Source organism: Meridianimaribacter sp. CL38 (genome assembly GCF_004328055.1).
In the GTDB taxonomy this organism is placed as follows: domain Bacteria; phylum Bacteroidota; class Bacteroidia; order Flavobacteriales; family Flavobacteriaceae; genus Gaetbulibacter_B; species Gaetbulibacter_B jejuensis.
Genome location: NZ_QKWS01000002.1, coordinates 143,409 through 156,702, shown reverse-complemented (window position 1 = coordinate 156,702; position 13,294 = coordinate 143,409). Strand labels below are relative to the sequence as shown.

Here is a 13,294-nt window from a genome sequence, read left to right as displayed (position 1 = left end):
ATGGAAACATTGCATATTACAAATGGAGATAGCCTAACCGAAAGGTTATTAGAACTCTCAATACAAGGTGATATTTTAACTTGGGATGAAATGCTTTGCGAAGGTCCAACTACTGAGCGTATTGATGCTAAAGAGTATTTAAAAATCAGAAAAGACTTTTTTAACGATGTGTATAATCTAGATTTTCATGATGAAAAATTCTTTGAAGACATCAACAAGCTTAATAATGCTGATACCTACAAAGAAATTGTCCTTTGGTTTGAATACGATTTATTCTGCCATATCAACCTTGTTGCTGTAATAAGCTTAATCAAACAAAAACAAATTAATCTTCCTGTGTATTTAGTGTGTTCTGGTAGAATTGAAGGCGAAAAAAGCCTTAAAGGATTACCAGAGCTTACACAAAGCCAGCTTTTAAACCACTATAAAAATAAAATAAAGCTTTCTGAAGAGGATTTAGATTTGGCTACAACAGTATGGAAAACCTATTGTGGTAAAGACCATAACCTATTAAAGCCTTATATCACCAAAAAATCATCGTTTAAATATTTAAGCAATTGCTTAAAAGCGCATTTAGAGCGTTTTCCTGATTCAAAAAGTGGCCTAAGTGTTTTAGAGCATAATATTTTAGCTATTGTGAGAGATAACGATATAAAATCGAGACATCATCTTTTAGGTTATACCCTAAATTATCAAGGCTATTTTGGGTTTGGAGATATTCAAATTAACCGATTAATTGATAAACTTTCCATATTCTTCAACGAAGAAGAGCAACATATTTCTTTAAACAGAAAAGGTCATGAAGCCTTATTAAATACTACTAATTATTCATCTGAAATAAACAATAATATTTACTATGGTGGAGTAAATAGATTGGATTTTCAGTTTAGTAAACAACAAAACAAACTTATTAAAACACCAATAAATGCCTATTAAAGCGTCTGAACTTATCTTAAATCCTGATGGTAGTATTTACCATTTAAATTTACGACCAGAACATATTTCTGATACTATTATTACTGTTGGTGATCCTGATAGAGTTGATAGTGTTACCAAACATTTTGACACTATTGAATTTCAAACTAAAAAACGAGAGTTTCACACCCAAACAGGAACTTATAAAAACAAACGTATTACAGTAATTTCAACAGGAATTGGTACTGATAATATTGATATTGTATTTAACGAGCTAGATGCTTTGGTAAATATCGATTTTGATAAACGCGAAGTAAAACAAAAACTTACTTCGTTAAATATTGTTAGAATAGGAACTTCTGGTTCTATCCAAAAAGAAATTCCTACCGATTCGTTTTTAATAAGCGAATATGCAGCAGGTTTTGACAGTTTATTACATTTTTACGAAAGCGAGCATGTACAATATCCTGAAATTTCTGAAGCATTAATACAACATTTAGATTGGTTTAAACATAAATCAAGACCTTACATTGTGTCTTGTGACCAAGCACTTTACAACAAACTAAGCTCATCACAAACAGCACAAGGGTTTACAGCAACCAATGTTGGATTTTATGGACCACAAGGACGTGTGTTAAGGTTGCCTGTTCAAGACCCAAAATTAAATGATAAATTAGCATCGTTTAATTATCAAGGAAAAGCCATTACTAACCTTGAAATGGAAACCGCAGGAATTTACGGTTTAGCAAAATTATTAGGTCATAAAGCATTATCCATGAATGCTATAATAGCAAACAGAGCATCAGGAACGTTTAGTGAAGACCCAAAAGCAATTGTAGACGATTTAATTCTTTACACGCTTAACAAACTTACAGATTGAATATGAAGAACGTAAAAATTGGAGGTGTACCAGAGCATTTTAATCTTGCTTGGTATTTAACTTTAAAAAATGGTGAATACAAAGATGAAGGGATTAACCTACGTTGGAAAGACTATTATGGTGGTACAGGTTCAATGTGTAAAGCACTTCGTAATGGTGATATTGACATGGCAGTTATTTTAACTGAAGGTATTGTTAAAGATATTGTTGAAGGCAATCCAAGTAAAATAGTTCAGGTGTTTGTGCAATCTCCTTTAATTTGGGGAATCCACGTAGCTAATGATTCTAAATACACATCTATTAACGATTTAAAAGGCACAAAAGCAGCAATTAGCAGATATGGTTCTGGGTCGCACTTAATGGCTTATATCAATGCGCAAAATAACGATTGGAATTTAGAAGAAGATCTAAATTTCGAGGTCGTTAAAAATCTTGATGGTGCTGTTGAAGGTTTGGTTGACGGTAAAGCAGATTACTTTATGTGGGAAAAATTTACCACTAAACCCATAGTTGATAAAGGTGTGTTTAGACGTGTAGATAATTGCCCAACACCTTGGCCTTGTTTTGTAATAGCAGTAAGAGATGAATTTATTGAGAATAATCTAGAAGAGTTAAATACCATCTTGGACATTATAAACAACACAACTTCTGATTTTAAGAGCATACCTAGTATTGATAAAACCATTTCTAACAGATACGACCAAAAACTTGAAGACGTACAAGAATGGTTAAATTTAACCGAATGGTCTCAAGAAAACATAGACAAATCAACAATAACTAATGTTCAAAACAAGCTGTTTGAATTGAATATTATCGATAAAAAACTTCAATATCCCGAAATAGTTTACAAATTGTAGTAGGGAAATCGCTACTAAACTTGTTATATAGTTAAAGGTTAAACTTATATTACTTAAGTGTTATTTTTTGGCATTTTTTGTACGTAACTTTCTATATATTAAAATTTTACTTACATTTGCCCATACCCAATCCAAGTTAAATGCTTGACTAAACCGTTGATTCTATGATTATGAAAATTACTTTATTGCTATTTTTTCTAGTTGCTGTTAACTTCTTATTGCTATTCTTTAGCTGCAACAAAACGACTAAAAAAGCACAATCCAAAAGAAAAATTGTTAGAGACTTTAGAGAGCCAAAAGTGGTTACCAAACAATTGGAACAAACCCAACTTGCTCCAACAGGGAGTTAGTTTTACTAAAGTGTTTGTTACCAAACCAATACCCTCTATTTGCGCTTAATGGCGAAGGGTGTCCCGATGTAAGTATATGATGCTTGGTCTTATCAATTAGCGACGCTTTCTTTTTAGCAAATCCTCCCCAAAGTAAAAAAACCACATTCTCTTTTTCTTTACTTATGCTTTGTATTACAGCATCAGTAAATGTTTCCCAACCTTTTTTTTGATGACTTCCTGCTGTATGTGCTTTAACTGTTAAAGTCGCATTTAAAAGCAGCACACCTTGTTTTGCCCAACGTTCAAGATTACCACTTTTAGGATAAGGCGTATTGACATCAGTTTCAATTTCTTTAAAAATATTAACTAATGATGGTGGATGCGGAATACCATCGTTAACCGAAAAACACAATCCGTTAGCTTGTCCTGGACCATGATAAGGGTCTTGACCTATAATAACTACTTTCACTTCGTTAAAAGTACAATGCTCAAATGCAGAAAATATTTGCTTAGCAGGAGGATAACACGTACTTGTAGCGTAAGCATCTTTTACAAAACTAACCAACTCAGTAAAATATGGTTTGTTAAATTCTTCTTGTAAATAAGGTTTCCAGCTTGGGTGTATATTAACGTCCATAATGTATTGCGTGTACCGCAAAAATAAAGCTATCCTACTACTCTACTAAATTTATTTACAGGAAATATAACTACGTTCAGAAACCAAACCGAAAGAATTTAAGATATTTTGAAGCAACCTTTTAAGGTTTATAGAGACTATTAAGAAAACACATTAACTAAAAAATGAAATATTATGAATAAACAAACTATCTATTCAGTATTACTTGTTCTTGTCGTAATTGTAACATCTTGTTCAAATGATGATGATATCGAACCTACAATTGGAAACTTAAAAGATGTAACCGATTGTGAAATAACAATAGAAACAAACACATTAGCATCAATATGTGTAGATGGAACTGATTTTGCTCTACCTAATGAAATCATAAAATTTGTAACAACTTTTTACTCAAAAAATGACAACCCTATTGATACCGAATTTATATGGACAATAGAATCTGGTAATATGGAAATTTTGAACATTGAAAATTCGACTAGCGGCTTAATTGCCAAATCGATTGCTATAATTAAATTTAATACTGACTTTTCAGGAAATGGTGTAATAAAAGGAATGGCTGAAAATAATACTGGAAGCGGATTTGCCACACATAGTATTGAACTGGAGTCTAATTAAAAATAAAGCTATTCTACTACTCTATTAAAAAAACAACTATTAGTTACTAACAGTTTGTGCATTAAATAGCTTCATAAACATATATAATACTTTGATTACTAATATTTAAAACACTAACTTCGTTTAACAATCCATATCTTATAAAGTTAGCACCAATTATGAAAAAAATTCTGCTTACCATAATATTCATTACTATTTCAAGCAAACTTTTGGCTTGTTCTTGTAGAATAGTTCCATTAATGGATAGAATTCCAATGTCTGACTTTATTGCAACTGCAAAAATCCTTAAAATTTCACCTGACAAAGAAAATTCGAACTTACACGATATTCAAATAGAAATAATTGACCTGTATAAAGGACAACAAACGAGCAATTTAAAAATCTATAGTGCTTTAAATAGTAGTTGTGCATTTTATACACCTGAAAATAGTGAATGGTTAATTTTTGCGAGTAAAAATAAAAACGGAAATTTGAGTTTTGGGTATTGTTCTGGCGCAAAACAAATAGATAGAAAATTCAACTCTGAAAAATATCCATACGCGGAAAAGAACTATAAAAAATCAATTGAACTCAAACTTCAAGTACTTGAATATTTAAAAAAGTCTGAACTTCAAACTTCAAACGAATTTGGATTAAGAACATCATTTTCTAACGGTTGCTTAAAGGAATTCAAAGGTTATGAAGTCAAAACGGATAGATTTGCACTTTATGAATTGACTGTTGAGAGTGATTTGTCGATTAGTGAAGTTAAAGCATTAAAAGAATTTGACAATGAAAACCTTAAAAATGACTTGTTGAACTGTGTTAAAGAAAGTGTCAAGATTTATACTCGGAAAAAAGAAACTGATATATCAAATAAAACAAAAATTATAATTGGACTTTACTATTATGCTTCCGAAAGAGGTAACGAAAGTTTTATAGGACAATTTGATTTATAAAATAACTGTTGCTAACAATGGCTATAAGTAATGGCGCTGTCCTCGCCTACTTCTGAAAACACAACTATTAGTTACTAACAATTTGTGCATTAAATAATTTTACAAACTCAGGTAATGTATTGATTACTAACATTTAAAGCTTTAACTTCGCTTAACGGTAGATATAGATTATTAAAATAATCCATTTCTTATAAAGTTGGCAATAATTAGAAAGTAACCGTAAATCCAAAATAAAATGAAAAATTTAACACTTCTTTTAGTGACAATATTTCTTATTTCTTGTAACGAAAAAAACAAGCAAACGGAAATAAAATCGATGGATGAAACCAAAATAGATATTCAAGCCGAATTAGCATCGATTGAGGAAACTCGCGCAGGCTTTCAATTGGCAATTAAAGAAAAACGCTATGCTGATTTAAGGAATTATGGTACTAAAGATATCATATCATTAACACCTATTTGTGGGACTTGGGAAGAATATAAACGTCTACGAAATGAACCTGTGGGCTCTTTTAGTTACGACAGTTTGATTATGAAACCCAAAGAAACAATTATTGTAAGTGATAGTATAGCGTATGACTTTGGAACAAGCTCTGTTTATTACACCAATGAACAAGGTGAACCGATAGAAATTGAGGATACTTTCTTGGCCATACTAAAAAAGGACAAGAGCGATGGAAAATGGAAATTACACAGAGAAGTAGCCACAACTAATAAATTGGAAAAATAACTATTGCCAACAATGTATAACTGCAATTACGGCGGATTCGACTACTTCTGAAAAACACAACTATTAGTTACTAACAATTTGTGCATTAATTAATTTCACAAACGCAGGTAACACCTTGATTACTAAAATTGAAAACTTTAACTTCACTTAACGATAGGTATAGATAATTAAAACAATCCATATCTTATAAAGTTGTGTACAATTAAAACTGCTTATATTTTGATTACTTGGAGGAAATATTTTGAATAAACCTTAAACAATTGCTATTATTGTAAGACAAATCTTAAATTGCCGTATAATGAAAAATCTTTTCCCACTGCTTTTATTTATTTCTTTAATGAGTTATAGTCAAACTCAAATCGGTGAGAATATTGAAGGCGTAGAACCTTCAGAGGGTTTTGGATGGTCCGTTAGTTTGTCTACAGATGGAACTATTGTTGCAATTGGAGCACATAACTATGACGGTAATGGTTTTAATCTAGGTATTACAAGAGTATTTCGCAATGTAAATGGAACTTGGACACAAATTGGGTCGGATATGGAAGGTGAAAACGACGGTGACAGGTCAGGACATTCTGTATATTTATCAGGTAATGGCAATGTCGTAGCCATTGGAGCCAAACTAAATGATGATAATGGAAATTCATCTGGTCATGTTCGAGTTTATGAAAACCAATCAGATAATTGGGTTCAAATTGGACAAGATATTGCTGGTGAGACAGAATGGGATCAATCAGGCCATTCGGTGAGTTTGTCTGATGATGGTTCAATAGTAGCTGTTGGAGCAATTCTTAATGAAGATAATGGTTTTGCCTCTGGCCATGTAAGAGTTTATGAGAATCAATCTGGAAATTGGGTCCAAATTGGACAAGATATTGATGGTGATGATTCTGAGGATGAATTTGGTTGGTCAGTGAGTTTATCGTCCGACGGATCTATTTTAGCCGCAGGAGCACGATCTAATGATGGTAATGGTCTTAATTCAGGACAAGTGCGAATTTATGAATTCCAATCTGGAAATTGGGTGCAAATTGGACAGGATATTTATGGTGATGGTTATTCTAAGGGTACTGGTTATTCATTAAGTCTATCTGCAGACGGCTCTATTATCGCAATAGGAGGCAATGGCAGTTCAGTAACAGAATCTCAAGTACGTGTATTTGAGAATCAATCTGGAAATTGGGTTCAAATTGGACAAAATATTGATAATGGCAGCAACGACAACACCTACACTTGGTCGGGATATTCAGTGAGTATTTCCACTGATGGAACCATTCTGACTATCGGAGCGCCTCTAAACTCAAATGAAAATTTTCAATCAGGACAGGTCAGAGTATATCAATTAGAACAAGGTAATTGGGTCTTAGTTGGACAAGAGATTTATGGAGAATCAGCAGGAGATTTATCGGGAAATGCTGTTAGTTCATCCGCAAATGGTTCAATTATTGCCATAGGATCTTCAGCTTCAAACAATGGTGGTACTGGCAACGACACAGGTCATGTCCGATTGTTTGATATGTCGTCAGGTTTGGCATTGCGAGCAGTAATTGATGATATTCTTGGTAATCTGAATGGAATCGAAGTTTCGGCAGAACAGCTGAATAGCATCGAAGGTGTATCTGGAGCAATAGAAGGAATAAGTTATTCTACTGCTCTTGCCAATGGAACTTATGTTGACCCAACAAATCCAACAGCACAAGAAATACAGGCAGTTATTGATCTTGTTAATGCTGGACTGAGTATCAATGATGATGAATGGTTAGAATTATTGATATATCCAAACCCAGCGAATAAACAGATTAAGTTAGATTTACCTGATAGGTCCCAATTAAAAAAGATTAGTATTTATAACAATAAAGGACAGTTTTTATTCTTTTCAAGAGAAACAACCATCGATGTATCGAATCTTTCAACAGGTATGTATATATTGAAAATTGAATCCCTAAAAGGGACTATAACTAGGAAATTTTTGATAGATTAAGTTATTGTATTGATAAAAGTAATCAAAGTTTAACAGTACACAACAATGGCTATAAGTAATTGCTTGTTCTCGCCTACTTCTGAAAATCGTCAAGGATTTTCAGTTTGGTGTGTACTTGCAAAGTTTAGTGCTAAACCACGCAACTACTCATAGCCGAGACCGTTAAGCGCAACTCCAAAAAATTCCATAGTTCAATTGTATTATGTAAGTTTGTACTCCTTTTAAAAAATTAGGTTTCACTACATATAAATAAGCTTCTTGCTATCGCAGCAAATAGTATGGTTAATATTCATAAAAAGACATTACAAGATTTAGAGTTTCATGTTGTGCTGCAACAGGTTTCAGAGTATTGTATAACCAACTTGGGTAAAACCCAATGTCTTGCAATTACTCCTGTTAGTAATCGTAACACATTAATGCAAGAGCTACACATGACCAATGAATATCTGGCGTCTTTTGAAAACGAAAACAGAATTCCTAATCATGGATTTGAACCCATCACCAGAGAATTACAATTCTTAAACATTGAAGGTTCGGTTTTGGAAACTCTTAGCTTTAAAAAAATTGTATCCATTTCAACCGTTTGTAATGAGATTATCACGTTTTTAAAGAAATTTGAAGAGTATTATCCTACTTTATCCGCTTATGCGTCCCACATTGAAGTTACTAAGGAGCTAATCAATCAAATTAATGTAATTGTTGATCGATTTGGTGATGTAAAAGATAAAGCATCACAAGAGCTCTACACCATTAGGCAATCTATAAACAATGTAAGAGGAAAAATAAACCAAAGTTTTACTAGTGCGCTTAACAGTTACAGTGCTTTGGATTATCTAGATGATATCAGGGAAACCGTTATTGAAAACAAGCGTGTGCTTGCTGTTAAAGCCATGTACCGACGCAAAGTAAAAGGTAGTATTCTTGGTAATAGCAAAACAGGAAGCATTATTTACATGCAACCTGAATCGACGTTTCAACATACCAGAGAGCTCAACAACCTTGAGTTTGAAGAACAAGAAGAAGTTGAAAAAATACTAAAAGCACTTACCGAAGCTACACGACCTTACGTTCAGCTTTTGGAGCAATACCAAACCTTTTTAACTAAAATTGATGTGGTTGCTGCTAAAGCAAAATATGCACAAAGTACCAATGCGTTGTTGCCAAATATCAATACCAATAAAACCTATATTGCTAAAAATGCTTACCATCCACTACTCTATTTATCTAATAAAAAGGAAGGTTTAAAGACTTTTCCGCAATCTATAGAACTGCAACCTGAAAACAGGATTATTGTTATTTCAGGACCAAATGCTGGTGGAAAAAGTATTACTTTAAAAACCATAGGATTGCTTCAGGTTATGCTGCAAAGTGGTATGCTTATTCCTGTTCACGAAAAAAGTGATGTGTGTTTGTTTGATAGAATTCTTACTGATATTGGTGACAATCAATCTATTGAAAACCATTTGAGTACCTATAGCTATCGCTTAAAACAAATGAATTACTTTTTAAGAAAGTGCAATAAAAACACCTTGTTTTTAATTGATGAGTTTGGTACAGGAAGTGATCCTGAGCTTGGTGGAGCTTTAGCTGAAACTTTTTTGGAAGAGTTTTACCATAGAGAAGCCTACGGAATTATTACAACGCACTACTCTAACCTAAAAATTTTGGCAAACGAATTACCGTTTATGCAAAATGCCAATATGCTGTTTGATGAAAAAACTTTGGAACCGATGTTTAAACTGGTTTTAGGTCAAGCAGGAAGTAGTTTTACGTTTGAAGTAGCGCAAAAAAACGGAATTCCGTATAGTTTAATCAACAGAGCAAAAAAGAAAATTGAACGTGGTAAAGTTCGTTTTGACCGAACTATTGCTAAGCTTCAAAAAGAACGTAGTAAGCTTGAAAAGACAGAGCGTTCATTAAAAGAGAACGAACAGAAAAAGCAAAATGAAGCTGATAAGCTAGAAGAAATCAATGCTAGAGTTCAGAAGAAACTAGAGAACTATCAAGAGTTATATGATAGTAACCAACGCTTGATTTATTTAGGTCAAAAGGTAAACGAACTTGCCGAAGGTTATTTTGAAAACAAGCGTAAACGTCAACTTATGGACGAACTTTTTAAGCTTGTACAGATAGAAAATTCTAAGCGCAAGAAGATTTCAGCAAAACAAAAACGTGCTGAAAAGAACAAAGAACAGCAAGTTAAAAAGGAAGTTGAAAAGAAAGTAAATGTTATACGACAAAAGAAAAAAGCAGCTAAGAAAAAGGAAGTTGTAGTTGAAAAACCAAAACCTGTTTTAAAAGTTGGCGATAGAGTTCGTATGGAAGATGGTCGTGCTATTGGTAGTATTGATACTATTGAAAAAGGAAAAGCAACCGTTAACTATGGCATGTTTACAACCAATGTGAGTTTGGACTTATTGGAGTTGGTTGAAGCTAAGAAATAATACTTTCAAATGATTTTGAGTTCAAACGGTTTTAACTCAATTTTTTAAATTCGCTACTGTAAGATATTGTACTTTTGTATTGTGAAATACAACTTACCAAAACATAAACAATTAATTCTTTTTGATGGTGTTTGCAACCTTTGCAATAGTTCCGTTCAATATGTTATTAAACATGATAAACACAATTCGTTTATGTTTACTGCATTGCAAAACAATACAGGACAAGAAATCATAAAGGATTTTAATATAGATACCTCTAAAATAGATTCTATTTTATTGTTTTCACACGAAAAAGGACTGCATTACAAATCTACAGCTGCTTTAAAAATAGCATCTCAATTGGGTTTTCCTAGAAACTTGATGGCTGTGTTTTTAATCGTTCCTGCGTTTATTCGTAATTGGGTTTACGATTTTATTGCCAAAAACCGTTACAAATGGTATGGCAAACAAGAGGCTTGCATGATACCTACTCCAGAGTTACAATCTAAATTTTTAAAATAAAAAAAAGCCCACTTGATTAAGTGGGCTTTTTCTAACAATTAACAACTAATTAAAAACTAATTTAACTCTAAAAATTACTTTAATAATTAAAGGGAATCAATTATAAAAGTTTGATTTATAGCACATTATTTTAATATTGTAAATGTATACGTTACGTGTTAGTGAGCACAAAAATATCGATATAAAGCCTAAAAAAATTGTTCAAAAAAGCATAATTGTAAATAATGTCTATGAACTGCATAACTTTAATTATCTGTTTGTTAACTAACTCAAAATAGGATTATACTCAAAGAAAGAAGCCTTAAACTCAATAGAGGTTTTAATTTTCGTGGTGTGGTAATAGTTTTACTAAACAAAACTAAATCATCTACAATCATGAAAAACATTCTACTATTATTTTTTATAGTTTCAACTCTTGGCTTTGCTAACAAGAAAAATACGTCTTCCACTATTAAAGAAGTCACAGTGTACTTAAATGGAGCACAAATAACACGAACAACTACTGTTAGTGTTCCTGTTGGCACAACCGAATTTGTTTTGGATAATCTCTCTCCTAATATTCAAGAGAGTAGCATTCAAGTTTCTGGACTAAAGCAAGCCTCTGTACTTTCTATCAACTATGGCATCAATTATTTAACCAAAAAAAATTATACCAAAACAATAGATTCATTACAAACCCAAAAAGATGTATTGTACGATAAAATTCAAATAGAAGACCAATTGATTTCTGGGTATAACGAAGAACTTTTTATAATTCAAAATAACCGAAAATTAAGTAGTGATACTGAAACAGTAAGTTTAGAAAAAGTTAAGGCTTTTGCTAATTACTACCGAACTCGTATTACAGAGATTAATGCGCTTGTTTACAAATCTGAAAAACAAAAAAAAGAATACAATGCGTCAATTTTATTAATTCAAAAGCAATTACAAGAGCTTAATGTAGATGATAAAGTGCAAACAGGTGAAATTAGTTTAAAGCTTAACTCAGCAGTAACAGAAAAACTAAATTTGATAATCAAATACAATGTAACAAACGCAGGATGGTTCCCTATTTACGATTTAAAAGCTGAGAAAATTGATGCGCCAATTAACCTGCAATATAAGGCTCATGTGTACCAAGCAACTGGTATTAATTGGGATGATGTAAAACTTACGCTTTCTACCAGTGACCCAACAACAAACAATTTAAAACCAGATGTAAACACTAAATTTTTAAATTTTATAAGTCCTTATAGTAATTATCAAAATCAACGTGCCACAAAAAGTTATAATTACAAGTACAACCCAATGGTAAAGACTATTTCAGGCACCATAACTTCTTCTTCAGATGGTTTACCACTTCCAGGAGTTAGTGTTATTGAACAAGGTACTACAAATGGCACTCAAACTGATTTTGACGGAAACTACACGTTGAGGGTTACAGGAGAAAGCAATACTATTGAATATTCATATGTAGGTATGCAAAGCGAAGTCTTACCAATACATTCAAGCACGATTAATGTTTCAATGCAAGAAGATGTTGCTCAACTTAATGAAGTTGTGGTTGTTGGTTATGGAAGTACAAGAATACGAGGTAATAATTCGGTTAAAAAAGAGAAAGACCCTCTATATATTATTGATGGAGTTCCAATGGACGCAAAAGACTTTAAACAACTAGACCAAAACAGTATTTCAAACATTAGTGTTTTAAAAGATGCAAGTGCTACAAGTATTTACGGTTCTAGATCTGCAAATGGTGTTGTACTAGTTACCACAAAAAGAACAACCAGTAATGGTGATTTTATTGATGAAGGTATTACAAATACACGATTTGAAATTCAAAAAAATTATACAATTACTTCAAATGGTGACATAACAGTTATTGAGATTGACACGTATTCAATTGATGCAACGTATTCTTATTTTGCTGCTCCTGTGATAAACGAAAACGTATTTTTAACTGCAAAAATTGGCAATTGGGAACAGTATAATCTTTTACCTGCTGAAGCCAATGTGTATTTTGAAGGTAGCTATTCAGGAACAACCAACATTAACCCTTACGCTACAACTGACAGTCTTATAGTATCTTTGGGAGTTGATCCTAATGTTGCAATAAAACGTTCCCAAAATAAAGACTTTAAAAAGAACGCTTTTATAGGCAGTAACAAGATTATTACTAAAAATTATGATATTGAATTAAAGAATAACAAACCTACTTCAATTGATATTGTTGTACTTGATAGAATTCCAATAAGCCAAAACAAAGACATTAAAGTAGATGATATTGAAACAGGCACTTCAAGTTATGATGAGGACAAAGGAATTATGGAATGGAAACTAAAATTGTCTTCAAACGAATCTAAAAAACTGAATTTTGGATATACATTGAAATATCCTAAATATAAACGCATTAATATGTGACAAAAAAATAAGCCTCAAAACGAAGCGACATCAGTTTGAGCCTAACTTCAGTTAGTTGGGAACT

General features: G+C 32.3%; 11 protein-coding genes. 10 read left to right on the top strand and 1 reads right to left on the bottom strand.

Going from position 1 to position 13,294, the window contains the following annotated elements; translation table 11 throughout:
• The 3 genes from DMZ43_RS05865 to DMZ43_RS05855 are packed head-to-tail and all read left to right on the top strand — an operon-like array spanning position 1 to position 2,652.
• Positions 1 to 936, top strand: coding sequence for a DUF1835 domain-containing protein (locus tag DMZ43_RS05865; RefSeq protein WP_238155784.1), 936 nt, complete (start codon positions 1 to 3; stop codon positions 934 to 936).
• Positions 926 to 1,795 (top strand): nucleoside phosphorylase, encoded by an 870-nt coding sequence (locus DMZ43_RS05860; RefSeq protein WP_131506649.1) that lies wholly within the window; start codon positions 926 to 928, stop codon positions 1,793 to 1,795. The genes DMZ43_RS05865 and DMZ43_RS05860 overlap by 11 nt, the downstream gene beginning before the upstream one ends.
• A gap of 2 nt (positions 1,796 to 1,797) precedes the next feature.
• Positions 1,798 to 2,652, top strand: a complete 855-nt coding sequence (locus tag DMZ43_RS05855; protein WP_129760042.1) for a substrate-binding domain-containing protein — start codon at positions 1,798 to 1,800, stop codon at positions 2,650 to 2,652.
• A gap of 303 nt (positions 2,653 to 2,955) precedes the next feature.
• Here the strand turns inward: DMZ43_RS05855 and DMZ43_RS05850 are convergent, their stop codons facing one another.
• Positions 2,956 to 3,621, bottom strand: a complete 666-nt coding sequence (locus DMZ43_RS05850) for a uracil-DNA glycosylase (protein ID WP_131506648.1) — start codon at positions 3,619 to 3,621, stop codon at positions 2,956 to 2,958.
• A gap of 174 nt (positions 3,622 to 3,795) precedes the next feature.
• Between DMZ43_RS05850 and DMZ43_RS05845 the strand changes: the two genes are divergently transcribed.
• The 7 genes from DMZ43_RS05845 to DMZ43_RS05815 all read left to right on the top strand — a co-directional run bounded on the left by DMZ43_RS05845 (position 3,796) and on the right by DMZ43_RS05815 (position 13,230).
• Positions 3,796 to 4,236, top strand: a complete 441-nt coding sequence (locus tag DMZ43_RS05845; protein WP_131506647.1) for a hypothetical protein — start codon at positions 3,796 to 3,798, stop codon at positions 4,234 to 4,236.
• A gap of 158 nt (positions 4,237 to 4,394) precedes the next feature.
• Positions 4,395 to 5,174 (top strand): hypothetical protein, encoded by a 780-nt coding sequence (locus DMZ43_RS05840; RefSeq protein ID WP_131506646.1) that lies wholly within the window; start codon positions 4,395 to 4,397, stop codon positions 5,172 to 5,174.
• A gap of 235 nt (positions 5,175 to 5,409) precedes the next feature.
• Positions 5,410 to 5,904: a hypothetical protein gene (locus DMZ43_RS05835; protein ID WP_036119663.1), complete on the top strand. Its 495-nt coding sequence runs from the start codon at positions 5,410 to 5,412 to the stop codon at positions 5,902 to 5,904.
• Between the two features lie 298 nt (positions 5,905 to 6,202).
• Entirely contained in the window at positions 6,203 to 7,885 is a 1,683-nt protein-coding gene (locus DMZ43_RS05830) for a T9SS type A sorting domain-containing protein (protein WP_131506645.1), read from the top strand.
• A 278-nt stretch (positions 7,886 to 8,163) separates the two neighbouring features.
• Positions 8,164 to 10,329 carry a DNA mismatch repair protein MutS gene (locus tag DMZ43_RS05825; protein ID WP_131506644.1) on the top strand — a complete coding sequence of 722 codons (2,166 nt, stop codon included), beginning with the start codon at positions 8,164 to 8,166 and terminating at the stop codon, positions 10,327 to 10,329.
• An 81-nt stretch (positions 10,330 to 10,410) separates the two neighbouring features.
• On the top strand, positions 10,411 to 10,830 hold the full coding sequence (locus DMZ43_RS05820; protein WP_131506643.1) for a thiol-disulfide oxidoreductase DCC family protein: 420 nt from the start codon (positions 10,411 to 10,413) through the stop codon (positions 10,828 to 10,830).
• 375 nt (positions 10,831 to 11,205) lie between these two features.
• On the top strand, positions 11,206 to 13,230 hold the full coding sequence (locus DMZ43_RS05815) for a DUF4139 domain-containing protein (RefSeq protein WP_131506642.1): 2,025 nt from the start codon (positions 11,206 to 11,208) through the stop codon (positions 13,228 to 13,230).
• Positions 13,231 to 13,294: the final 64 nt, after the last annotated feature.

What these genes read in the sequence shown, in the direction of transcription:
- DMZ43_RS05825 (WP_131506644.1), top strand. Translation starts at nt 8,164, where the DNA reads ATGGTTAATATTCATAAAAAGACATTACAAGATTTAGAGTTTCATGTT.
- DMZ43_RS05840 (WP_131506646.1), top strand. Translation starts at nt 4,395, where the DNA reads ATGAAAAAAATTCTGCTTACCATAATATTCATTACTATTTCAAGCAAA.
- DMZ43_RS05815 (WP_131506642.1), top strand. Translation starts at nt 11,206, where the DNA reads ATGAAAAACATTCTACTATTATTTTTTATAGTTTCAACTCTTGGCTTT.
- DMZ43_RS05845 (WP_131506647.1), top strand. Translation starts at nt 3,796, where the DNA reads ATGAATAAACAAACTATCTATTCAGTATTACTTGTTCTTGTCGTAATT.
- DMZ43_RS05850 (WP_131506648.1), bottom strand. Translation starts at nt 3,621, where the DNA reads ATGGACGTTAATATACACCCAAGCTGGAAACCTTATTTACAAGAAGAA.
- DMZ43_RS05830 (WP_131506645.1), top strand. Translation starts at nt 6,203, where the DNA reads ATGAAAAATCTTTTCCCACTGCTTTTATTTATTTCTTTAATGAGTTAT.
- DMZ43_RS05855 (WP_129760042.1), top strand. Translation starts at nt 1,798, where the DNA reads ATGAAGAACGTAAAAATTGGAGGTGTACCAGAGCATTTTAATCTTGCT.
- DMZ43_RS05865 (WP_238155784.1), top strand. Translation starts at nt 1, where the DNA reads ATGGAAACATTGCATATTACAAATGGAGATAGCCTAACCGAAAGGTTA.
- DMZ43_RS05835 (WP_036119663.1), top strand. Translation starts at nt 5,410, where the DNA reads ATGAAAAATTTAACACTTCTTTTAGTGACAATATTTCTTATTTCTTGT.
- DMZ43_RS05860 (WP_131506649.1), top strand. Translation starts at nt 926, where the DNA reads ATGCCTATTAAAGCGTCTGAACTTATCTTAAATCCTGATGGTAGTATT.